Origin of the sequence: Methylotetracoccus oryzae (assembly GCF_006175985.1) — a bacterium.
Lineage (GTDB): Bacteria > Pseudomonadota > Gammaproteobacteria > Methylococcales > Methylococcaceae > Methylotetracoccus > Methylotetracoccus oryzae.
In genome coordinates this window covers 21,945-45,769 of record NZ_SRSH01000011.1, presented here as the reverse complement: position 1 = coordinate 45,769, position 23,825 = coordinate 21,945, and the positions used below count along the sequence as shown (strand labels likewise).

17 protein-coding genes are annotated in these 23,825 nt (G+C 63.2%); 9 read left to right on the top strand and 8 right to left on the bottom strand.

Annotation, left to right across the window (positions count from 1 at the left end; all coding sequences use genetic code 11):
- Positions 1–54: 54 nt before the first annotated feature.
- From BWR02_RS12290 to BWR02_RS12280, 3 genes are read left to right on the top strand one after another with little or no spacing between them, the layout of a single operon-like run.
- Complete coding sequence (locus BWR02_RS12290; RefSeq protein ID WP_139558057.1) at positions 55–1,581, top strand: hypothetical protein; 1,527 nt, start codon at positions 55–57, stop codon at positions 1,579–1,581.
- A gap of 36 nt (positions 1,582–1,617) precedes the next feature.
- Positions 1,618–2,175 carry an FMN-binding protein gene (locus BWR02_RS12285; protein WP_236102204.1) on the top strand — a complete coding sequence of 186 codons (558 nt, stop codon included), beginning with the start codon at positions 1,618–1,620 and terminating at the stop codon, positions 2,173–2,175.
- The gene (locus BWR02_RS12280) at positions 2,176–2,724 is read left to right on the top strand and encodes an Aq_1264-related membrane protein (RefSeq protein WP_139558056.1); all 549 of its coding nucleotides are present in this window, start codon (positions 2,176–2,178) and stop codon (positions 2,722–2,724) included.
- A 10-nt stretch (positions 2,725–2,734) separates the two neighbouring features.
- Here BWR02_RS12280 and BWR02_RS12275 read toward each other — a convergent pair whose 3' ends face one another.
- Positions 2,735–3,544, bottom strand: a complete 810-nt coding sequence (locus tag BWR02_RS12275; RefSeq protein ID WP_139558055.1) for a hypothetical protein — start codon at positions 3,542–3,544, stop codon at positions 2,735–2,737.
- A 290-nt stretch (positions 3,545–3,834) separates the two neighbouring features.
- Here BWR02_RS12275 and BWR02_RS12270 point away from each other — a divergent pair, with 290 nt between their 5' ends.
- Entirely contained in the window at positions 3,835–4,836 is a 1,002-nt protein-coding gene (locus BWR02_RS12270; protein ID WP_236102202.1) for a cation diffusion facilitator family transporter, read from the top strand.
- A 54-nt stretch (positions 4,837–4,890) separates the two neighbouring features.
- Here the strand turns inward: BWR02_RS12270 and BWR02_RS12265 are convergent, their stop codons facing one another.
- From BWR02_RS12265 to rapA, 3 genes are all read right to left on the bottom strand, one after another.
- Positions 4,891–6,555 (bottom strand): GTPase, encoded by a 1,665-nt coding sequence (locus BWR02_RS12265; RefSeq protein ID WP_139558053.1) that lies wholly within the window; start codon positions 6,553–6,555, stop codon positions 4,891–4,893.
- Positions 6,548–8,377 carry a GTPase gene (locus BWR02_RS12260; RefSeq protein ID WP_139558052.1) on the bottom strand — a complete coding sequence of 610 codons (1,830 nt, stop codon included), beginning with the start codon at positions 8,375–8,377 and terminating at the stop codon, positions 6,548–6,550. The genes BWR02_RS12265 and BWR02_RS12260 overlap by 8 nt, the downstream gene beginning before the upstream one ends.
- Positions 8,378–8,651: 274 nt before the next feature.
- Complete coding sequence (gene rapA / locus BWR02_RS12255; RefSeq protein WP_139558051.1) at positions 8,652–11,513, bottom strand: RNA polymerase-associated protein RapA; 2,862 nt, start codon at positions 11,511–11,513, stop codon at positions 8,652–8,654.
- A gap of 265 nt (positions 11,514–11,778) precedes the next feature.
- Here rapA and BWR02_RS12250 point away from each other — a divergent pair, with 265 nt between their 5' ends.
- From BWR02_RS12250 to BWR02_RS20895, 3 genes are all read left to right on the top strand, one after another.
- A complete protein-coding gene (locus BWR02_RS12250) occupies positions 11,779–13,080 on the top strand; it encodes a dicarboxylate/amino acid:cation symporter (RefSeq protein ID WP_139558050.1) in 1,302 nt (433 codons plus the stop codon).
- A 110-nt stretch (positions 13,081–13,190) separates the two neighbouring features.
- The gene (locus BWR02_RS12245) at positions 13,191–14,810 is read left to right on the top strand and encodes a SagB/ThcOx family dehydrogenase (RefSeq protein ID WP_139558049.1); all 1,620 of its coding nucleotides are present in this window, start codon (positions 13,191–13,193) and stop codon (positions 14,808–14,810) included.
- 82 nt (positions 14,811–14,892) lie between these two features.
- Positions 14,893–15,057, top strand: a complete 165-nt coding sequence (locus BWR02_RS20895; RefSeq protein WP_162560122.1) for a hypothetical protein — start codon at positions 14,893–14,895, stop codon at positions 15,055–15,057.
- Between the two features lie 118 nt (positions 15,058–15,175).
- Here the strand turns inward: BWR02_RS20895 and BWR02_RS12240 are convergent, their stop codons facing one another.
- Positions 15,176–15,544, bottom strand: coding sequence for a NifB/NifX family molybdenum-iron cluster-binding protein (locus BWR02_RS12240; RefSeq protein ID WP_139558048.1), 369 nt, complete (start codon positions 15,542–15,544; stop codon positions 15,176–15,178).
- Between the two features lie 590 nt (positions 15,545–16,134).
- Here BWR02_RS12240 and BWR02_RS12235 point away from each other — a divergent pair.
- Positions 16,135–17,826, top strand: coding sequence for a SulP family inorganic anion transporter (locus BWR02_RS12235; protein ID WP_139558047.1), 1,692 nt, complete (start codon positions 16,135–16,137; stop codon positions 17,824–17,826).
- A gap of 115 nt (positions 17,827–17,941) precedes the next feature.
- Here BWR02_RS12235 and BWR02_RS12230 read toward each other — a convergent pair whose 3' ends face one another.
- From BWR02_RS12230 to BWR02_RS12220, 3 genes are all read right to left on the bottom strand, one after another.
- Complete coding sequence (locus BWR02_RS12230) at positions 17,942–18,811, bottom strand: alpha/beta fold hydrolase (protein ID WP_201276250.1); 870 nt, start codon at positions 18,809–18,811, stop codon at positions 17,942–17,944.
- Positions 18,812–19,825 carry a glucokinase gene (glk, locus tag BWR02_RS12225; protein WP_139558046.1) on the bottom strand — a complete coding sequence of 338 codons (1,014 nt, stop codon included), beginning with the start codon at positions 19,823–19,825 and terminating at the stop codon, positions 18,812–18,814.
- An 85-nt stretch (positions 19,826–19,910) separates the two neighbouring features.
- Positions 19,911–22,673, bottom strand: coding sequence for an MGH1-like glycoside hydrolase domain-containing protein (locus BWR02_RS12220; protein ID WP_201276249.1), 2,763 nt, complete (start codon positions 22,671–22,673; stop codon positions 19,911–19,913).
- A gap of 514 nt (positions 22,674–23,187) precedes the next feature.
- Here BWR02_RS12220 and BWR02_RS12215 point away from each other — a divergent pair.
- Positions 23,188–23,742, top strand: coding sequence for a hypothetical protein (locus tag BWR02_RS12215; protein WP_139558045.1), 555 nt, complete (start codon positions 23,188–23,190; stop codon positions 23,740–23,742).
- Positions 23,743–23,825: the final 83 nt, after the last annotated feature.

Genomic DNA, 23,825 nt, shown 5'->3' with positions numbered 1-23,825 from the left:
TGTTGAGAACAATTACTGTTTAATGAGGGGGTAGTCCAATACGGAGACCCTCTCATGACCCATTCCTCCACCATTGCTCGTTCCGTCGGGACGGTAATGGCTGCCGTGTTAGCCGCGTTGGCCGACGATGCTCTCGCCATACCCGCTGGCATGCCGGCCAGCATGGAAGACATGTGGAAGATCATCCAGCAGCAGCAGCGCGAGATCGAGGCACTGAAGAAGAAAATCAGCGGGGCGCCCGCTCCGGCTGAGGCCGCAAAGGAGACGGCGCCTGCCGGCGGCGGTGCGGCGGTCGCCTCGCAGGAGGCCTCCGGCGCCACGTCGCAACCGGCTGGCCAGCCGCCCGCAACGTCGAGCAAGAAGTCCGGCAAGACCGAACAGGAGCGAAAGACGGACATCCTGGCGACCGAGGTCGAGAAGCTCAAGACGCAACTGAACATCCCGGACAAGCGCGAGTACAAAAGTCTTTACGGTATGGGGCCGGCGGCTTCGCAGGTCTATATGGTCAAGCGAGGCTTGTCGATCGGGGGTTACGGTGAGTACTTTTACACCAACTTTCAGAACGAAAGAGATACACGACGTCGAGACGAGGTCGATTTCGTCCGTCTGGTCCTTTACGCTGGCTACAAGTTCAACGACTGGATCGTATTGAACAGCGAGATCGAGTTCGAGCATGGCACGACCGGGTCCGGCGCGGAGGACAGGGGTGAGGTCTCGGTCGAATTCTCGCAGTTGGACTTTCTGCTGGATGAGCGGGTCAACATCAGGACGGGTCTGATGCTGATGCCCATGGGATTCATCAACGAAATCCACGAGCCTCTATTCTTCCACGGCAACCGGAGGCCTGATGTCGAGCGTTACATCATCCCGACGACCTGGCGCGAAGTGGGTGCCGGTTTGCATGGCGAGGCGCTGCCGGGCCTGACCTATCGAGTCTATGGCGTGAACAGTCTGAACGCCGGAACCACCGCCGATACCGGCTTTACCTCGGCCGGCATTCGTGACAGCCGGCAGAGCGGCAGTCGGGCCGTCGCGGAAGACTGGGCTTTCGTAGGGCGCTTCGATTACGCGCCGGAAGCGCTCACGGGGATGTTTTTCGGCGGATCGGCCTTTGTCGGCGATGCCGGCCAGGGGGCGACCTTCGTGGGCCGGAAGGCGGATGTGTTGACGCAGCTCTATGAGGGGCATGTGCAGTGGCATTACCGCGGTCTGGAGTTCCGAGCACTCGGTGCCTGGGGTCATATCGGCGATGCTTCCCTCGTCAGTGCGCAGAAGGGCGAGACGATCGGGAGTCAGAACTATGGCTACTATGCGGAACTGGCCTACGACGTGATGCCCTTTCTGTGGCCCACGTCGACGCAGTTTCTGGCGCCGTTTTTCCGGTTCGAGCGCTTTGATACAATCGCCGCCGCGCCTCGCGGGTTCTCCGACAACGGCTTTTGGAACCGTACCATCTACCAGGGCGGTCTGACCTATAAACCGCATCCCAACATCGTGATCAAGGCCGACTACCGTAATATCGGCGCGCAGTCCGGGGGGGTTCCTGACGAGTTCAACCTCGGCGTGGGCTTCATCTATTAATCGGGTCGAACCAGCGAGCCAAGACGAACTTACGGTGTGAACACGCGAAACTTGAGAAGATGGATTCCGCTCACCGCTCTGGTTTGGGGTCTTGGTGTCGGCGATGCCGCGGCAGTGGTCTACTACGCCAAGGACGAGGCCTTCGAACTGGCTTTCGGCGCAGGCGCCGTAATCGAGCCCCGCCCGCTGTTCCTGACCGACGAGCAAGTCGCCGCGATCGAAGCGAAGGCGAAGGTAAAGATCGAGTCCCAACTGTTCACCTTCTACGAGGGACAGCGGGGAGGCGAGGTGCTCGGTTATGCAGCGCTCGAAAGCCATAACGTCCGCACTCAGGCGGAGACACTGATGCTGGTTTTGTCACCGCGCGGGGAACTGACCAAAGCCGTCATGCTCGCATTCCACGAGCCTCCGGAGTACAAACCACCCGATCGCTGGTACGACGGTCTGGTGGGGAAGCCCGCGCAGGAACTGGTGCTCAACCAAGGGGTTGATGGCGTCAGCGGGGCTACGTTGAGCGTGCGAGCGGCACTGGATAGCGTACGGAAGGTCCTGACCTTGTACCAGATATCACCACCTGCGGGAGGGAATCAGTAGATGCGCTTCTTCGTTACCGGGGAGCAACGCCGACAGTCGATGATCAATCTGATCATCCTGATGTTTCTGGGCTACATCGCGCTTTTCTGGGTCAGTAATGCGCTGATGTACTTTCACAAGATGAATCTCACGCCGCAGTCGGTCGTCGCGTATTACCTCGGGTCAGAGGAGCAGTTCACGCAGCCGAAGAGTTACCAGAGCCTGCTCGAAGTGACTCATTTCCATTTGTTTTCGATGGGCATCCTGGTCCTTACGCTGACCCACCTGCTGCTCTTCACGGCGCTGAACCCGACGTTGAAGTTATGGCTGACGGGGGCGACTTTCGTCTCTGCCGTGGCGGATGAACTTGCGGGGTGGCTGGTCCGTTTCGCCCACCCCGCCTTTGCCTACTTCAAGATTGGAGCCTTTCTTGCGCTCGAGATCAGTCTCGCAGCGCTCCTGTTCTTTACCGCGGCCTCGCTGGTTGCCCAGCGTTCGGCATGGCGGGCAGCCGCAGCGACAAGCGGCGCGCGCGCCGACGATGCGGTCCGCGAGACCAGTGGTCCTTAGTCTCCGGACGCTACCAGAGCTTGAGGTCTTCTCCTCGGTATCCCTCGGGTACGGTCATCGCCACCGTCGCGTCCCCCGGTTGGCCGACGGATGCCAGTTGGGCCTGTTCGGAGTGCTTGCGCCCAATCGACCGGATTTCCACCGGAATGCCAGGCATACTCTCGACTTCGACCACCGGGATCGAGAAGCCCATCAAACTGCTCAGCCCCTGCGTCTTCTTGGCAACGCGCTCGGCGAAATCGAGTAGCGAACGCAGTGTTGTATAGTCGTCCTCGGCCAGGCCAAGCGCATGCGCGTCGGACAGACACACTTCAGCGACCTTGTCCTTGCCGCGCTGCACGGTGACCGGAGTGCAGGTATAACTTCCAACCGTGCGCGCGGGTCCTTGCTTTGACAAAAGCATGGGCGTCCGCGTCTGGGTTGCGGCCACCAACTTGTCCAGATCGATTCCGCCGAGCATTCCCTGCCATTTGGCGCGCTGCTCGGGGGTCAGGTTCTTCAACTGGGAGCCCAACCCGGCCAACAGCGGCTGCAGCGGTTCGGTCTGACGGCTGATCTTCTCGATTGCCTGCTTGTTCACCTTCACATAAGTCTGCGTCTTGTGATCGATCAGAATCGCTTCCCGAAGGCTGCGGTCGAAAAGCAGGTCGCGATGGTGATCCGCACCGTCGAGATTCGGGATCAGCACCTTGCCGTCCTTCACCAGAATGAGGTGGGTATCGGGTTGCCCGTTCAGCCGGTATTGCAGGGCGCTGTCGGCATGCGCGCCGGCGGCGGCCAGCACGCCCAAAAGGCAGCTCAGTTTTGCGAAGTGTGCCATGGCGAATCCTCCCGGCGAGTCGGGTTATCCAAATCGTATCTGTGACGGGTCCTGCCCTTCGACTCCGAGTGAAGTCCGGAAGTCAGTGGAGTGGAGTTCAGTACGCTGAGAATCGCGCGGCGCCGTCCGCCCGCGCTTGCCCCGTGGGAGCCACGCGAAACGGGCCGAATCGCGCCTCTGGCCCGGGGAACTTGGTATAGTGAACCGATATTGAGCTAGCGGCTGGAGGTCCGCGAACCGTGGGATCGGGACATACACATGCCGCACATCACAAATCCTCACAGGTTCGGTTGGCGCTGTCAATCGGCTTGACGCTGGTGTTTGTCGGGGTCGAGGCCTGGGCTGGGCTCAAGGCCGACAGTCTCGCGCTGTTGACCGACGCAGGACACAACCTTACGGACGTCATGGCGCTGGCCCTGAGTTGGTACGCGATGCGCCTTGCGGCGCTCCCAGCCAATTCCTCGAACACCTTCGGTTACCATCGCGTTGGTATTCTCGTCGCCTTGATCAACTCGACGACGCTGGCCCTGATCGCGCTCGGTGTCATGTACGAGGCCTACGAGCGCTATCGCGCACCGCCAGAAGTGCAGGCCGACATCCTCATTGCTGTCGGTGCGGCGGCCCTCGTCGTTAACTTGATTACCGCCTGGTTGGTGAGCCACGGGCGCGAGCACGATCTGAACCTGCACAGTGCCTTCCTGCACCTGATGGGGGACGTGTTCTCGACGCTCGGCGCGGTCTTCGCCGGGGTGGGCATCTGGCTGACCGGACTGAACTGGCTGGATCCGTTCGCCAGCGTCTTGATCGGCCTGCTGATCTTGTGGAACGCCTGGCTGATCCTCAAGGAAACACTGGAAATCCTGCTGGAAAGCGTGCCGCGCGACATCGACATGAGCTTGATGGTGCGCGATCTGCTTTCGGTGCCGGGCGTACGCAGCATCCACGACCTGCACGTGTGGAGCCTGTCAAAGAGCCTGCGGATGCTTTCCGCGCATGTCGTTACCGATGACCAGCGCATCGGCGATGCGGCCCGCATCCTCTGTGAGTTGAAAGCGGTCTTGGACGACCGCTACGGTATCGTTCATAGCACGCTGCAACTCGAATGCGTCGGCTGCGACCCGGATCACCTCTATTGCAACCTGGCGGGCGCCGGCCTTCCGGGCGCTCATGCCTGCCCGGGACATGCGCACCACGCGCCGCACCCTGGAACGGAGCCCGCGGGCGCATTCGAAACCGCCGGCGAGTCAGGGACGCCAAGGCTAAGGGCAGAGGAGTCCCCCCTGCGACCATGACGGCGCGCGCGGCGCAGCCGCAGTCCGACTCTCCGCGCTCGCTGGGCAGACGCGCTAGCGCCGGGCCCGGGCGAGGGTTCGCTCCGCAGACCCTGAACCCGCGGCACGGTCCGTTCCCTGCAAGGCCATCGGTTTGCGGCCGCGTTGGATCAGGTCGGCCGCTTCGGAGCGCATTGCCGTGGCGGTGTCCGAGACGGCGTCCAGTTGATCATCGACCGCTTCACGCAGGGTGTCGAAGGCCTGTTCCAGTCCGCGTTCCAGTCCCCGGCGCGCCGTCTTTTCCGTGGACGGTTTCAGCTTGTGCTGCGCCGCATAGGGCAGAAGCCACGCGACGGCGATCAGCAATGCGCTATGGATCGCAAACTCCGTACCCAGGAAGGGTGTTTCGGCCTGCACGCTGCGGTAGTACAGCACGACGACTTCATACGCGACCCAGCCAGTGGCGCCGAGTGGGGCGATGACCGAGAGCAGTCCGGCCAGCTTCAGCAACAGGCGCTGCCCTCGAGTTCCGGGCCTGGCGAGTGCCTCGCGCAGCGAGGTCTGGCCCGCGTCGAGCACCCATCGCGAAGCCTGATGCCTTAGCGGTTGCAAGGCGTTCCGCAACGGTGGCGACGGCAAACCGATGGTTTCCGCGTCAATCAGCAAGCGGTCCAGAGCATCGTCGAAGCACAGCTGAGCCCAGTCATCCCACAGTAGTGTCAGCACGGGTCCTTCGGCGGGTACCGACCGCGCGGCATTCAGGTCCATCGATCGCCGCAGCGGATCCGCTTCGCGGTTCACGAACCGCATCACGAATTCGTCCATGGGCCACTGCAGGCCCTTGCGCAGTTTCGCGGAGGTCGCTCGCCAGAGTTCTGCCCAGCTCTCCCGCAGTGTCTTGAAAGATTGCGGTTGTCCGAAACGCGCCGCCAGGGTGTCAACGGTGTCGGCCAGCTCATTGAAGCGCCCCTGCAGATTGTGCTCGGTCAGCAGCGCCATGGTTCGCTGTTCGGACAAGTCGCGGATCGTCGCTTCGAGCAGCGCGAAGTCATCGGCCGGTCGCGCCGCACTCTCAGGCACGGATGCCGTCCGAAAGACCAGCGGGGCGTCGAAGCCTCCCTCGGCGAGCAGTCGTTCGAAATCCGGGAGCTGGCTGGGATGGGCGCGATCCCACTGGTTGATTACGAAGATCCAGGCGTGATCACGCTCATGCTGCAACAGAATTCGCCAACCCCGGTCGTCGCGGTAGCGTTCGGGGCTGACCACGTAGACCAGTACGTCGATGTGCGGCAGCCACTGCAGCGCCAAATCGTGGTTGGTCCGGTCCATGCTGTCGAAATCGGGTGTATCGACCCACAGCACATCCTTGTACCGCTCGCTGTCGTGGGTAATGGCATGGATCCGATCCAGGGGCAGGTAGGACGGTAGCGGCCGCATCCGGACCGACTCATGCAGATAGACCGTGATCTCGCGCGAAGTCGGCCGGATCACCCCGGTGCGCGCCACCTCCCGTCCCGCCAGACGGTTCAGCAGCGTACTCTTACCCACGCCCGTTCCGCCAAAAAACGCGACGACCAGCGGTCGCCGTTCCAGCCCCTCGAACAAGGCGTCGGGTGAGCGATGTTCAAGCCGCTCCAGGCGTGCACTCTCCTGCGCCGTCAGCCAGCCCTGCACGACGGCCCGCTGACTCCAGCTAACGGCCTTGTCCCGGAGTTGTTGCAATCCGCCGTCGTCAGACATAAGCCTTCAACAGGTCTTCGATGCGGCCGACACGCTCCCGCGACACGCGAAAATGCCGCGCGGGATCGAGTTGATCGGGCAAGGCCGCCAGAGGGCGACGCAGTGCGTCGTCGAGGAAGGCCGTCACGGCGGCCAGTTGCCGGCGCTTGAGGTGATCCGCGGCGCGGTCGACGTAGCGCCCGAGGGCGCTTTCGGTCAGCATCGACGTCACGGCCAGCGTTGCCGGGGCGATCACGAAATCCTGCATGCCGATGCCCCCGGAATGCAGTGCCAGCGCCAGTGCGGCGGCATCCGTCGTGAAACGGGTGGCACGGAGACTGTTCAGTACGACGGGACGTTCTTCGAGTCGTTGGTACAAATCCCGTGCCGTGCTTTCCACTTCCGGCTGAAACGAGCGCAGATAACTGCGCAGCGCCGCACTGAACGGTGCTTGCAGGCCGGCGCGAGACTGCCGCAGCAGTTCTGCCACGTCGCCCCACCAGTCCTGCGCGCCGTTTTCGGCGTCGCGCCGGGCAACCGCGACGCGATGCAGCCGCAGCAACACATGTTCACCGATTTGCAGCAGCAGCGCTTCTTCAGTGGTCATGGCCTCATCGTCGGCCTCCCCCCGGTGTTTGCCGCGACCGAGACCCGAAACCTGCCGAAAGGGCCAGGTCAGTGCGCGGCGCGCCTTCGCAAGCGCGCCGCCGACGCCTGGGACTTCCAGCAGGGTCAGCAGTCGCGCCAGCGCGAGCTGAAAGGTCTCGTAATGCTGTGGGTGATCGAGATAGTCGAGGGTGTAACGCTCGACCGCCTCTTTCATGGCGGCATCGATTTCGGTGTTCCATTCGGTTTGAGCATCCTGCTCGGCGCGCACCGGCGTCAGCCAGTCGGGCCAGAAGCGCGCGACTAGATCCCGCGTCTGCCGGCGCCGATCGTTGCGGAGACGCTCCGGCGATGCGAGCCGGTTGCGTAGTGTGGTCAGCAGAGCCTCGACGGCGGCCGGCGTCCCGGCCTCACTCATCCCTGCGGTAAACGGGATGGTCATCGTCTCGGGCGAGTGGTCGCGCCGTACCGCGCGCCATTTTTCGTGGAAGGAGCTCACTACCAGTTCGCTGGCCTGTGGTTCGATCTTGTTGATGACGACCAGCACTGGCTGATGCAGGGCTTCCAGCAGTTCGAGCATGTCCCAGACCGTCTGGTCGGCATATTTGTCCTTGCTGACGACCAGGATGGCCAAGTCGACCAGGGCGGCGATGCGCAATACCTGGCTGCGGTAAATGTCGGAGTCGACCGAGTCGAAATCCGGGGTGTCCCAAATGCAGCCACTTGGGGCGAGTCCCGTCGGCAGCGTTGCGGCGGCTGGCGAGAGCGTGTAGCGGTCGAGATGCTCACGACTGAGCGCTTCGGCTTCCACGCGCTCCAGCCCGCGAAAAAAAGGCGCCAGGTCCTCGGCCGGACGGTCGTGGTCCGGGCCCCAATAGAAACCCTGGGGATGAATTGTGTAGCCAGCGAGCGGGCTGACGCCGGCGCGTGTGACACCCAACAGCCAATTCGTCAGGGAACTCTTGCCCGCCTGAGTGGGGCCAAGCAAACCGATCTGGGGAGGGAGATCGGGTGCCGCCCGGTGCAACAGGTCCCGATCGACGCTGGCGATTGACAGTTCGAGCGAGAACACGCCTCGATTCTCATCCGGCACATCGGGTGAACGTAGCGCGCGCCGCTGCCGCGCCCGGAAGCAGGACTCGAGGTGTCGCAGGAAGCTGGCAATCTCGATCGCTACGGGGTCGCCGGCCACGAGCGCATTGCGCGGGGAATGATCCGGATTCCGGGAAGACGGCATGCAGGAATTCTTTGCGTTGCAGCGGTGGGCGCCGGCTGGGGTGTCAGATACCCGTCCGGCAGTCCGCCGTGATCAAGGCGGTTTCGCAAGCGGCGTCGGGCATCCAGGGCGAAGGATTTGTCAACATTGCACGGAATGATAGCAAAACCGGTCGCGCAGGGGCCGCGCCGGACGCGACGCGCTTATTCCGCCGAGGACAGAGCGCGGGACTCTATCGGACGGCGCGGGCCGTCGGGCGCCGGCCCGGCAAGCGAGACCCGGCCTCGATACGGCATCAGACGGTCAGGACGATGCGCACCGCATCGAGTCTTAGTTGGGCGGACTGTATGCAGTGATGTAATGCCACGCCTTCCTGTTTGAGGCGATCGAGTTCCTCCCGCCGCACTGAAGGATTCACTCTGCGCAGTGCAGCTAGCCGTTTCAACTCGTCGGTCATCACTGTCAACATCAGACTCTCGGCGTCGGCAACCAGGCTGGCGAGACGACGGTGAGCCAATCGTTCGGCACGCTTCAGCAGGCGCTCGATCAATCGCTGCTGGTTCCGCAGGAAGGGAGCCACCGTCGCGGCTGGAATGGACTCGTCGAGGTCCGAACCATCCGGCGTGTCTTCCGCCGACACCTCATTACCCTGCGCATCGATCCGGCTCTCGATCAAGTGAGGCGGCAGAAAGCGTCCGATCTGCAGGTGCCTTGGCGCGGGCGATTCGACGATGTGAAAGGTTTCGACGAACAGCTGACCGGGGGGGTGGCCGGAGCCTCGCACGAGGCTCAAGGCGGCGTTCCCGTATTCGCCGTTCAGCAGCAAATCCATGGCACCGCGCACCAGTGGATGCTCCCAGGTCAGAAAAGCCATGTCCTCGCGTGCGAGCGCGATCGAGCGATCGACGGTCGCGGTCAGCCCGTCTTCGGGCAACTCCGGAAAGTGCGGGACGCGCATGTGTTCGCTGGGCGTCAGGATCACACAGTGGGCGGAGTGATCTTCGACCGTGACGCCGAAGTGGTCAAACACACGCTCCAGATAGGACGACAGCTCGGGATCGCGGTCGATGGCAGCGATCTGATCGATCGTGCGGCTCGCGGCGTCGGGGCGGCAGGAGCTCAGCTCCAGGAGGCGATCCCGACCGCGATGCAGCGCGTCCGCCAGTTCCTCCCGCAAGTTTTGCGAACGGCGCACCAGCGCTTCCAGCCGCTCCGGGTCGGGGTGGACGAGCGTGTCGCGCAGATCGGCGCCAACCTGTGCCAGCACGGCCTGGGCCGCCGGACAGGGGTGTCGGAAGGCATCAAGACCCTCGGAGTACCAACGCAGCAGGCATTCCTGCCCGCTGCCACGAAAGTAGGGCACGTGAATGTTGACCGTCGCCGTCTGGCCGATCCGATCGAGACGACCGATGCGCTGTTCAAGTAAATCGGGGTTCAACGGCAAGTCGAACAGCACCAGATGATGCGCAAACTGGAAGTTGCGGCCCTCGCTACCGATTTCGGAGCAGATCAGGGCCTGAGCCCCCTCGGTCTCCTGGTCGGCAAACCACGCTGCGGCGCGATCGCGCGCCACGATCGTCAGTTCTTCATGGAAGGCCGCGCAACGGATTCCCGCCTGTTGTCTCAGTGCCAACTCCAGCTGTACCGCCGTCGCTGCCTTGGCGCAGATGACCAGAACCTTGGCGGGTCGCAAACGTTTCAGCAAACCGACGAGCCACGCCACGCGCGGGTCGTGCCGCGGCCAGTCGGTCGTTGACTGAGGCTCATCGAGAAGCCGCACGCTTTCCGGATGGAGATGGTCCTCGGGTTGCGCGGCAACCGAGCTCAGGGCAGTCCGGTAAAACTCGGGCAGTTCGAGGGCGTGGGGGTGGAGTTCCCGGTCGGGGAAACCCTGCACGGTGACGCGGGTGTTCCGAAACAAGACACGGCCGGTGCCGTGCCGGTCGATCATCAGCTGGATCAGGGCGGCTCGAGCAACGGCAAAGCTGTCCGGTTCACCGAGTTGGGACAGGAGGGTCTCGGCGCCATCCGCAGCGAGCACCTCGGCGAGCCGTGTGAGAACCTGGGCACTGGGTTGGCGTTCATCGATCAGTCGATCGATCACTTCCGCCAGTTCCCGGTAATGACGTTCCTCTTCCAGGAAGGCTGCCAGATCGTGGAAGCGCTCCGGGTCGAGCAAGCGCAGGCGGGCAAAGTGGTCGCTTTTCCCCCATTGTTCGGGCGTGGCGGTCAACAGCAGCAAGCCCGGGCAGCTGCGGGCAAGCCGTTCGACGAGCAGGTAGGCGGGGCTGGGCTGCCCGGGAGTCCAATGCAGGTGATGGGCCTCGTCGACGACGCACAGATCCCAGTTGGCAGCCATGAGTTGCTCTGCGCGGTCAGGATCCGCCAGCAGGAAGTCCAGACTGCAAAGCACGAGTTGCTCTGCTAGGAACGGATTGCTTTGCTCCGCCTGGGAGTAGCGTTCCTCATCGAAAAGGCTGAAGCGGAGATTGAATCTCCGGCGCATTTCCACGAGCCATTGGTGCAGCAGAGGCTCGGGTACGATCAGCAGAACGCGTTCGGCCCGACCGGTCAGCAGGCGATGGTGCAGGATCGAGCCGGCCTCGATGGTCTTGCCCAGCCCCACCTCGTCGGCGAGCATCACCCGTGGATCCGGGCGGCCGGCGACTTCGCTGGCGATGAATATCTGATGAGGGATCAGACTGACGCGCGCACCGATCAGACCCCGCACCGCAGACTGCTCGAGCTCGGCCAGTTTGCGGCGCGTTGCCAGGCGCAGCCGGAACAGGCTCACCGGGTCGATCTGGCCCGTGAACAGCCTGTCCTGCGGCTTGTTGAACTGGATGAAATGGTTGAGTTCGATCTCTTCGAGGGACAGCGGCGTGCCATCGGCAGCCTTACCCTCATAGACGAGCAGGCCCGCGTCCTCGGCGACGGCGGTCACGGTCAGGACATTGCCGTCCACATCTTCCACCGTATCGCCGGGTACGAATCGGACGCGGGTCAGCGGCGCGGTGGCGCCCGCATAGATGCGTTCTTCGCCGCAGGCGAGAAACCGGATCGTGACACGGTTGGCGTGTACGTCGACGACGGTGCCGAGGCCGAGTTCGGGCTCAGTGTCGCTGATCCAGCGCTGGCCAGGAATGAATTGGGGCAAACGCGCGTCCTCTTGGCGGGGCTTACAGATGGAAAAAGGGCGGCGATTGTAGCAGGGGCGTTGGTCGGGACGGTAGGTCTGTGCGCTGCGCAAAGGTTCGAGACCGTTAGCGCGGGGCGTGGGGGCGAGCCGCGCACCTCGGCTCTCTAAACGCGCCTCGGGTAGTGAGGGGCCTCCGATTTGGGTAAGCTTGAACCCAGGATCAACGTGCAAGGCACGATGATGCCGACTGTGTCTTCGGTCTCACGCCACGCTTGTGCCTGCCATGCCGCTGTATCTGAAGGTGCTGATCGCCGTTGTCTCGGGCGCGGTGCTGGGCGTCACCTTCGGTAGCGATCCCTACCTGTTCGGACTCAAAAACGAGTATCTCGGACAACTTGGAACGCTGGTCGTTCGCCTGCTGAAGGCTTTGGCGACACCGCTGATCCTGTTCGCAATCCTGGACGGGTTCATCCGCTCGGAGTTGTCGGCCCGGCACGGCATGCGCTTGCTTGCGATCTGCCTGATCAACGTCAGCGTTGCGATGGCGATCGGTCTGGCCATCATGAATACCTGGTCTCCCGGGACTGCCTGGGCTGGCGATCTTGCGGCACTGACGCGGGAAGTCGAGAGCAAGTCTCCCGGACCTTTGGTGCCTCCCCAGCGCGCCCCGAACGTCTCCCTGAACCCACTCAGCAATCTCGCGGGGTATGTGCCGGAGAGCCTGCTTGAGCCGTTCCTGAAAAACAATGTGCTCAGCATCGTGCTCCTGGCACTGCTCGGCGGGGTGGCGCTGCGGGCCGTGCGCCGCAGCCAGCACGCTGCCGGCGACCTGCGGGGAATCGAGTCGCTGGAGCGAGCGGTGGGAACGGTGTACCAGGTGCTGGTCCAGATGCTGGAGTGGATCATCCTGATCGTCCCGTTCGCCGTGTTCGGGGTCGTGGCGCAGGTGGTGGGCAAGGCCGGTATCGGGGTCTTCGGTATCCTGTGGGTGTTCCTGCTGACGATACTCGCCGGACTCGCGCTGCACTCGCTCGTCTACTATCCCGCGGTTGCGTGGCTGTTCGGCGGCAAGCGTCCCTCGGTTTATCTGCGCGGCGGTGCCGACGCGATTCTGACGGGGCTGTCGACCAATAGCAGCCTCGCGACGGTTCCGGTCACCTTGAAATGCCTGACGGAAAAGCTCGGTGTGTCGGATCGCTCGGCGCGGCTTTCTGCTTGCGTCGGAACCAATCTGAACAACGACGGCATCACCTTGTACGAAGCGATGACGGCCCTGTTTCTGGCTCAGGCGGCAGGTTACGCGCTGAGCCTGCCGCAGCAGGGCGTGGTCTTGATGGCCTCGGTCTTCGCGGGGGCCGGCATCGCCGGCATTCCGGAGGCCGGCCTGATCGTGCTGCCGCTCGTGCTCGGTGCGGTGGGTTTGCCCGATGCGATGATCGCTGCGGCCATCCCCCTGATTCTGCCGGTCGATTGGATCATCGCCCGCTGTCGCTCGGCAGTGAATGTGATGAGCGACATGCTCGTCGCCATCCTGCTGGACCGCCTGGAGTCCACATCCGCCGATGGGACGGACAGCAAGCAGTGATGGTCGCGAAGTCGGACCGAGGCCCTGCTCAGCCGGTTTAACTGAGCCGCCCGGAGAAGCAAGTCATCGGTGACGGCACGCAAATCCTTCCGTGGAATGGATTACCGAAGATGTCAGTGAGATCAGCTCAAGAGACGGTCTACGCCTACCACCAGCGGACCAAGCACGCGTTCGAGCGCTACGCGGCAGGCCCTGGCCATCTCGACTGGGCTACGCAGCCGAGCCCGTTCAGGGAATTCAAGGGCGCCGAGCGGGTTCCCCTACCGCTGGTCAGCGAGCGGAACCTCATCCCGTATCGTGCCTTGTTCGAGCCCGGGTACATCGGCGCGGCCAAAGCGGATCTGGCAGCGTTGGGGCTGTTGTTTGAGCTCTCGTTTGGGCTGTCGGCCTGGAAAGTTTATGGCGAGGATCGCTGGGCGCTGCGGTGCAACCCGTCCAGTGGAAATCTTCACCCGACGGAGGCGTACCTGATTACCCCGGGGCAACCGTTCCTGCCCGGAGGTGTCTATCACTACCACAGCCATGGGCATGCACTGGAACGTCGCTGCCGCGCCGACTTGGCGTTTTCCGGTTGCCTCGTGGCGCTGAGTTCCGTGTTTTGGCGGGAGGCATGGAAGTACGGGGAACGAGCCTTCCGTTACTGTCAGCACGATGTCGGTCATGCCTTGGGTGCCTTGAATTACGCCGCGGCGGTACTCGGCTGGTCGGTTCACTTGCTGGAGGCGTGGGGCGACGAGGATATCGCGGCTTTGCTGGGACTGGACCGGGAGGCCGATTTTGCCGGCGCCGAGCGAGAAGCACCGGATCTGCTGTGCTGGGTCGGACCGGCCGCTTCCACCCCCGACGCCATCGATATCGATCGCTTGCTCACCTCGGTGCAGAGCGGCACATGGAGCGGTCAGGCCAATCGCTTGAGCGCGAGCCACCGTCACGACTGGCCTGTGATCGAGGAGGTCCACGCCGCGAGCCTCAAGCCGCGAACCCTTACGACATCCGGTCCCCCCGGGACGGCCGCATGGCCGGAAATTCCCTGCCGTTCGGAACTCGCCGCCGTCGAGGTCATTCGCACGCGGCGCAGCGCGCAGGCCTTCGATGGCGTCACGCCGGTCGCTGCCGACACCCTGTTCCGGATACTTGATGCTACAGGCTTCCGCGAACGGTGTCCGCCCTGGTCCGGCTGGCCGTGGGCGCCACGCGTCCATCTGGCGCTCTTCGTTCACCGCGTGCCAGGTCTTGAGCCCGGGCTCTATGTGTTTTGGCGCGGCGATGTCGACAAGACCAGAACGGCGCCGCTCTTCCGGGACCAATTCGAGTGGGCAGAGGTTGGACCCGAGTCGCTGCCGCTGTTTCGGCTGGCGGTAGGGGACGCGCGGGATGCGGCCCGAATGCTTTCGTGCCACCAGGCGATCGCGTCCGACAGTGCCTTCAGCCTGGGCATGCTGGCCGAGTTCGACGCGGGCCTGCGAGAGGGCCCCTGGGTGTACCGGCGGCTATTCTGGGAAACGGGCCTCATCGGTCAGGCGCTTTACCTGGAAGCGAGAGCCGCGGGAGTTGGCGGGACCGGGATCGGCTGCTTTTTCGACGAGTCCGTGCATGAGCTTCTGGGACTGGAAGGGACGGTGCTCCAGAGCCTCTACCACTTCACCGTTGGCGGGCCGTTGGTCGACTCGCGTCTGCAGACCCTGCCGCCGTATGCTCATCTGGGGACGCGGCGCCCGGCGCCGGGTTAAATACGGTATTTCCGGCGGCGCGCTGAACGAACGATCGGGTCGTATAATCGAAGCCCCAACCCAGCCCCGAGCGAACGCCGTCATGATCAAAGATCCTCGCCGTCGCCGCCGTGTTGCCTATGGTCTGATGACCATCGGCGCCATCTTGCTGTTACTGGCACCCGAAAATGCCTGGATCGGCATCACCGCCATCGTGGTCGGTATCGTCCTCGAAGCCATTGGAGTGCGGATCGCGCATTCCGGTTGAGCCGGCGCGTTTCTCGCGTTCGCGGAGGGCTCGCACCGACGCAACTCGGGCCCGAAAGCGGCGAAGAATCGGATCCCTAACGAATCCGTTCGCGGGATATCGCGGTCGGTCCCGGCCGCTATGCCTGGTGGGGACCCTCGTGCACTCCGCGCTTCAGGCTGTCCTGAAAGCCGTGGATAAGCTCTGCGATGTGGGCCCCGCGGCTGACTCGGATCGGCTGTATGCCGCTCTCCATCAGTCGCTCCGTAGCGGATGCTCCAATCGCCTCGCAATAGATCGCTGCGCCGCATCCGTCGAGCAGTTCGATCATTGCCCTCAGTCGCGTGTCGTGTTCTTCCTCGGCGAGGTCGCTGAAGTCAGCCGCCTTCACCAGTTCCGCGCGGTCGGGGTTGACGTGATAGACAGCGAAGGTCTTGGCTGACGTGAATGGTTGATTGACCTGACGGACGTCGTCGGTCGCGAAGGCGAGCTTGAACAGGTTTGGCATGGGAACGGTCCGGGTTGCGCCAAGAAAAGGATCCGCCACTCAGCGGCGTAAGGCGGTTCGGGAACGGCGACTACGCGGCGCTCCTCGCGCGCGCTCAGCGCGGTCTTCGCTTAGACAGGAAAGTCGCCTTTCACTCCCCAGCACTTGTTGTGCCATTCTCAGAAATCAATAAAAACAGTGATGTATGACTGTCGCTTCGTGTCGAAAACCCAACATGGGGCATGTTTTGTCAGGTCGGCCGTAAGTTAGGGCGGATATGCGGTGCGGGACCAGGCATTCGCACCGCGTTCAGTGCCAGGGCGGGAAGCCAGAACCCGGACCGCGCTCAGACTTCCGCGCGACACCGACGGCTGGTCATATCTGCGAATGGCCACTTGCAAATCCCGATTCCGGGGCGTATGGTTTCGATCGCGAACGACAGGTGGTTGCGGATCGAAACGTGATATCGATGCCGTGTCCGGCCTTCATTCGCTAACAAAACAAAACACGCGTGTCGCGCTGACTGACCGCTGCTTGCGGAATGCCGACTCGCCGGCGTCGGGAACCCGTTTCCCGACTCTGCTCAGATCGCCGTCGGAGGAGACCACCGTATGATTCGCAAACAACTGAACTACTATCTGGCGCACCTGGGACAGGACATACCTGCCGGACTCGTGGTGTTCCTGGTCGCGTTGCCCTTGTGTCTCGGGATCGCGCTGGCCTCGGGTGCGCCTTTGCTGTCGGGCATCGTCGCGGGGATCGTCGGAGGCCTGGTGGTGTCCTGGGCCAGTGGTTCGCAGGTCAGCGTCAGCGGGCCGGCTGCGGGCCTGACGGTCATTGTCATGGCTGCGATCGAGCAGTTGGGCGGATTTCAGGTCTTGCTGCTCAGCGTCGTACTCGCCGGTGCCATGCAGGCGGTCCTGGGCTTTGCCAAGGCGGGCACCATCGGGGCTTACTTCCCCTCGTCGGTGATCAAGGGCATGTTGGCGGCGATCGGAATTATTCTGATCCTGAAACAAATTCCTCACGCGGTGGGCTATGACGCCGATTTCGTCGGTGACGAGGCCTATCTTCAACTGGACTCCCAGACCACCTTGTCCGAGATCGCGGTTGCGTTGAAGGCGATCTCGCCGGGCGCGATCATCGTCAGCACCGTATCCATTCTGATCATGCTGCTGTGGGAAACGCCAGCCATCCGGAAGTTGGCGTGGCTCAGATTCATTCCCGGGCCATTGGTCGCGGTGCTGTGGGGCCTTGCCTTCAACCAGCTGGCGCCGGAGATTTCCCCGACCTTGGCGATCGCTGCACACCACTTGGTCAGCCTGCCGTCCATCGACAATCTCGACGGCTTCATCCATCAGTTGACTTTTCCCGATTACTCCCGCATCAGCGACCCGCAAGTCTGGGTGGTGGCCGGGACACTGGCGGTCGTCGCGAGCCTGGAAACCTTGCTGAGCCTCGAAGCCGTCGACAAGCTCGACCCCTTGCGTCGGGTCGCCCCGACCAACCGGGAACTCAAGGCGCAAGGCTTGGGCAATATCCTCAGCGGCATGCTCGGGGGGCTACCCCTGACGGCGGTCATCGTCCGCGGCTCGGCCAACATCAATGCCGGCGCGCATACCAAGGTCTCGTGCTTCCTGCATGGCATTCTCCTGCTCGTCAGCGTCCTGTTCATCGCGCGAGTTCTGAACATGATTCCGCTGGCCTGCCTTGCGGCAATTCTGCTGCTGACGGGTTACAAACTGGCGAAGCCCAAATTGTTCATGGAACTCTATCGCAAGGGGACGAACCAGATCGTGCCTTTCGTTGTCACCATCATCGCAATCCTGTTCACGGATCTGCTGAAGGGCATGGGGATCGGCATGCTGTGCGGTCTTTTCTACGTGATGCGAGCCAACTTCCATGCCGCACTCACCCTGACTCGGGATGGCAACAACTACCTTCTGCGCCTGCAAAAAGACGTCTCTTTCCTGAACAAGCCATTACTGCGCGAGTTGTTGGAACAGGTCGAACCATGCAGTTCCTTGATCATCGACGGGCATCGGGCTCAGTTCATCGACCAGGACATCCTCGAGACCCTCTACGACTACCGCCGCTCCGCGGTGGACGACAACATTGCGCTGGAGTTGCGCGGGCTTGAGACGGCTGCCGTACCACGCAGGCGGAAGGTGACCAGCGCCCCTGCCGGCTGGAATCCGCGTCAGTTACCGGTCGTGTTGTCGATCACTACCGGTGCGGCAGCAACGCCGGCACTGGCAACGCCCGTTGCGGAGCATAGACAAACCTCTGCGCGGGCGGCATAGGAGGCCTCGGCCCGAGATGAGCGGACTTGCTGCGGGGTCCGCCTCGCGGGATATCGAAGCCGGTCAGAGCGGTGGGGAGTACGGTGGTCCACACACGCTCGGGCAGCGGTCGAGGTCAGCTACGTGCGGTCAGGAAATCCCGGAGAACCGAGAGAAACTCGGCCGGGGTCTCCACGTGCGGCCAGTGTCCGGCGCCCGCGATCTCGCGATGCCTGGCCTCGGGGAACAGCGTGCCGATGGCGTCGCGATGATCCATGATCCGGTAGGGGGACAAGGCCCCGGAGATGAACAGGGCCGGTCCGGGGAAGGCCGTCTCAGGACTGAAGGCGGGAAAGTCGGAAAGCACCGGGCCGGCACTGGCGAGGACCGCAATATTGGGCTGCCAGGAGAACCCGTCGTGGGTCTGCACGAGGTTGGTCAGCAGGAACTGACGCAGGGACGTATCGGGGATCCTTGCCGCGAGTTGCTGGTCGGCGCTGCGCCGGTCCGACAATTCCGCAAGGGGCAGGGTGCGAAGGGCTTCCAGAATAGGTGCATTGCGGTTCGGGTAGGCCACCGGCGCCATGTCGACGATGGCCACCGACTCCACCAGGTCCGGTTCGGCCAGCGCCAGACACATCGCGACCTTGCCACCCAGGCTGTGCCCGATCAGTCGTACCCGCCCGAGCTCGAGACCATGGATCAGGCTGGCCACATCCGCCGTGAGATGTGGATAGTCCATCAGGTCCGAATGCGGGGACTCGCCGTGGTTGCGGAGATCGGCCGCATGGACGCGATGATCCGCTGCCAGCGACTGGGCGATTGAACGCCAGTTTCGATGAGAGCCGAGCAGGCCGTGTAGGATCACGACGGGCGGTCCGGCCGTGCCGTAGGCGCGTGAGTGCAAGGTGACGGCCAGTTCCTCTGGCTCGGTGGGGGACAGCCGGCCGTTCTCTGATCCGTACGCGGGACCGGTGGTCGACAAGGAAGGGCCCGTCTTGGTCAATCAATCAGGGGCCGTGTCGTCCTCAGGGACTTCGCCGGCCTTCCGGCGCGCGTGCCAGGCGGCGCCGTGTAGCGCCGCCTGCGCGTCGAGGATCACATGAACCGGAAACCGTTCAATCAGGCTGCGGGAGCGCCCCTTCGACACGATTCTCTCCAGAAAGTCGCGGTGGCGCAAACGCGACAGAATGCGGGGCGGAATGCCGCCACCGAGGTAGATGCCGCCGGTCGGCAGCGTCAGTAGGGCGACGTTGCCGATGGCGCTCGCCAGTGTGGTGACGAACAGATCGAGTGTGGCGGCGCATAGCGGAGCGCGCTGCTCCATTGCTGCCGCTACGATGATCGGGGTCCGGTCGGCCGCAGTGGCCAGTTGTTCCCGCAGCCAATCGGGCTCCTCGTACCGGCCGGTGCCGAGCAGGTAGTCATAAATGTTCGGCAGGCCGCTGCCGGAGCAGATGCGCTCGAAGCTCACATGGCCGAAGCGGTCCTGGAGGAAGGTCAGTAGCCCGAGCTCATCAGCCGTCACCGGACTGAACGAACTATGGCCGCCTTCGGAGGGCAGGGCGCGATAACCGTCATCGGAGGGGACCATCAAGGCCATGCCAAGGCCCGTGCCGGGGGCAATCACGGCGATGGGGCCCTGTGGCACCGGCGCCCCGGCACTCAGGGTGCAAATGTCATCGGCCAACAGGAAGGGCACGGCAGAGGCCGTGGCCTGCAGATCGTTGAGCAGGTCCACGGCGCGGAAATGGAAGCGTCTCTCAAGTTCGTCGGCGTCGATCAGCCAGGGCAGGTTGGTCGTCTGTACACGGCGCCCCTGGATGGGCCCGGCGATGCCGAAGGCACCGACGCGCGGCGTGGGTTCGATGCCGCGCAGAAACTCGGCGATGATCGGTTCCAGCGCATCGTAGCTGCCGCTGGCAAACTTCTGCGAACGAAACGGGCGGTCGATCGGATCTTCGGCACCGTACAGGGCGAGAACTGTCTTGGTTCCGCCAATATCACCGGCGAGTATCATGAGCGTCTGAGTTTGTGTCTGTGGGGCGGAGGATGCGTTGCATCGCAGGCCACGGGGCGGACGGGCGTGGGCAACCGCACACCCGCTACGGTTTCGATACCGAATGAGCAAACATCTTGCCGTCTGTCCCGGGTGGCAACAAGGCTTCGGCGGTTAACACGCTGTTCAACTGGATGATGCGCGCGATGCAGCCGGTCCAGCCGGTCTGGTGACTGGCACCGAGGCCGGCGCCGTTGTCGCCGTGGAAGTACTCGTAGAACTGCAGCAAATCGCGCCAGTGGGGATCCTCCTGGAACTTGGCCGCCGTGCCGAAAACCGGTCTGCGCCCCTCGGGCGAGCGTAGAAACAACCGGGTCAGGCGCTCGCCCAGTTCCTTCGCCACCTCGAGCAGGGTCATCTGCTGCCCCGAGCCGGTGGGACACTCCACGCGGAACTCGTCGCCGTAATAGGTGTAGAGACGGATCAGCGCCAGATACAGGAGCAGATTGACGGGCATCCATACCGGCCCTCGCCAGTTCGAATTGCCACCGAACATCCCGCTGTCCGAATCCCCGGGCAGGTACTGTACCCGGAACTCCTGTCCGTTGGCATGGAACACGAAAGGATTTTCCTGATGGAAGCGGGACAGGGCCCGGATGCCGAACTCGCCGAGGAATTCGTTTTCATCCAGCATCCGCGACAGGATGCGGCGCAGTTTGTCTGCGGTGAACAACGAGAGCATCCGCCGCCCGGCAACACCGGGTTCGTTGGGCAAATGGACGGTGCCGCACAACTCCGGGTGCCGCGCCATGAAGGCGGCGGCGCGTTGTCCGAACCACGGCAGGCGGCTCAGGATATCGTCCTCAAACACCGCGATGGCGGCAAGCGGCAGCAGACCCACCATGGAGCGCACTTTCAGGCGGGTCGAGGTGCCATCGGGCAGACGTAGCACGTCGTAAAAGAATCCATCGTCTTCGTCCCACAATTCGTCCTGTTGGACACCGATGCAGTCCATGGCGCCGCCGATCCACATCGTGTGTTCGAAGAACTTCTCCACGTACTCCTCGTACAACGGATCATGCAACGCGAGTTCCACGGCGATCCGCAGCATCTGCTGGCTGAAGAAAACCATCCAGGCGGTACCGTCGGCCTGCTCGATATAGCCGCCGGTCGGCAACGGAGAACTGCGGTCGAAGACGCCGATGTTGTCCAGGCCGAGAAACCCGCCTTCGAAGATGTTGTTGCCGCCTTGATCCTTGCGGTTGACCCACCACGTGAAGTTGATTAGTAACTTCGAAAAGGCGTACTTGAGGAAATCGATGTCGCCCTGGCCGCCATTCCGTTCCCGGTCGAGCAGATAGGTGTGTATCGTCGCCCAGGCATGCACGGGCGGATTGACGTCTCCGAAATTCCATTCATACGCTGGGATCTGCCCGTTCGGGTGGAGATAATCGTTGCGCAGGATCAGGTCGAGTTGCGCCTTTGCGAAGGCCGGATCGACGAGGCCCAGCGGGATCATGTGGAAGGCGAGGTCCCAGGCCGCGAACCACGGGTATTCCCATTTGTCCGGCATCGAAATGATGTCGTCGGCGTACATGTGAAACCAGTCGCTGTTACGGACTTGCCGCCGCTGCTCGGGTTTGGTTTCCGGACGAACATCGCGCTCTTCCAGCCATCGGTCGACGTCGTAGTAGAAGTACTGTTTCGTCCACAGCATGCCGGCCAGGGCCTGACGCATGACGCGGGCGCGGTCGACGTCAGCCTGCACGGCAGGCGGAATGATTTGCGCGTAGAAGGCGTCGGACTCCGTGCGGCGCGCGGTCAACACCGCTTCGAAATCCGCAAAAGGCACCGCTGCGGTGCGGGCTTCGGCGCTGGCGAGTCGTAGCCGCAACATCCGGGTTTCACCGGGTGCCAGGTCGAGTCGGTAATGAGCGGCGGCTTTCGTCCCTCGCTGCGCAGGATTGATGGTCTTCTTGCCTTGCACGAGATACTCGTCGATGCCGTCCTTCACGTAAGGTCCGGCATTGACGCCGCCGAACAGCCGCGCCTGATTGGTCTCGTTCTCGGTGAAGAGCAGGTCGGGCGATCCTTCGCAGTCCAGCGTGTAGTCGTCCAGAAATCGCTGGAACAGGGGATCCGTATGGTGAGCGTTGATCGCGACCGAATCGGCACCGCCGGCTGCCGACAACTCGGGTTTCGTGCCGCCGCCAGCCCAGGACCACGTGTTGCGGAACCACAGGGTGGGCAGCAGATGCGCCGTGGCTGGATCCGGGCCGCGGTTGATCACGGTGATCGCGATCAGTACATCGTCGGGGGCTGCCTTGGCGTACTCGACGGTGATGTCAAAGTAGCGGTCGCCGTCGAAGATACCGGTGTCCAGCAGTTCGTATTCCGATTCCTGCCTGCTTCGCTTGCGGTTCGTTTCGACCAGATCCTCGTAGGGGAAGGCGCCCTGGGGGTATTTGTACAACCACTTCAGGTACGAGTGGGTCGGTGTACTGTCAAGGTAGAAATAGTATTCCTTGACGTCCTCGCCATGGTTGCCTTCGCTGTTCGAGAGCCCGAACAGGCGTTCCTTCAGGATCGCGTCGCGCCCGTTCCAAAGAGCGAGTGCGAAACAGAGAATCTGGTGGTCATCGCAAAAACCCGCGAGGCCGTCCTCGCCCCAGCGGTAGGCGCGCGAGCGGGCCTGATCGTGGGTGAAATAGTTCCAGGCATCGCCCGACGGACTGTAATCTTCCCGAACCGTGCCCCACTGGCGTTCGGCCAGATAAGGGCCCCACTTCTTCCAGGGCGCGGCGCCCGTGTTGGCTTGTTGCAGGCGTTCGTGCTCGGACTGTGCGGGGACTGATTTGCTGCGAGCCATTTCTTGCGTTTCTCCCGGGGGGACACGATTCCGTCAGTTTCGGAAAGGCGCTGTGGTGGCGGTCGGCCATCGCGGCGTTTGGTTCGGCAAGGGCGGAGTCACGCCGGTTGTGATCTTCCGCCATGGGGTGGTGGGTCCCGACGAAAGACCCGTCCCCGTAAGGTACTATCGCGTTGTGGCTACCCATCCGGCGACGACCCGTGGCGGATTCTCACATTAGGACATCTCCGTTAGCCTGTGAAGACGGGGCGACTGCCAATACTGTGTTTCAGCGCTAGGACGGGAACGCGCAGGGTTGGCGGTTCGTCAGCGTCAATCCCGAGGCCGGCCCACGCTCGCGCGAAGCATGCAGCGATCCGCTCGCGTCGGTGTTACGATTCGACGCCGACTGCGGGCCTTCGGTATGGAGGCAGCAGATTCCACCACGGCGCCCGAAACGAGCGAAACAATAACAGGTGGCAGCCGGCGAGTTCCGAGCCTGCCTTCAGCATTCTTTGCGAGGAAAGGAGGTTGCATGAAATCCGAGCACGAAAGAAAAATGTCCGGGGTTGGGGCCCGGCTGCTGCTTGCAGTGACGATCGCCTGCGCGGCGGGCTGCGACAACGCACCATCGGGCAGTCGTTCCGGGGCCGCGCCGGTGTCGACTCAACTGACCGGGCACGTGCTGAACGACGATGGGCCCGTGACGGCAGCGACGATCGAAGCGACCGATGGTGCGGGGGTGGTGGCAGCGCGGACCGAGTTGAAGGGCGATTCGGTATACCAACTGACGATTCCTGCGGGAACTCGCTATCCGCTCGTCATCACAGCGTATCCGGCCGAAAATCCCGGGGAACCCATCAAGGCGGCCGTCACCAACCCCGACGCGGCCGAGCAGGACATCAGCGCCGTGACGACCATTGTCGTCAATACGGCAATGGGGCTCGGTGGGCTTAGCGAGGCCAACTTGGCGAAGGCGGCCGGTGCAGCCATCGCACAGCGGCGGAAATCCGGTGGCGGGAGTGGCGGTGCTCAAACCACCGAGAGCTTTAAGGGCGATCCGACGAAGCAATACGGGGGCTGGCATTGATGGAGCGCAAGGCCTGACGTCGCTGCATCAGCGCCGCAAGCGCCCTTGCGCAATGGTGCTCATGCGGCAAACGGTGGTGCGCC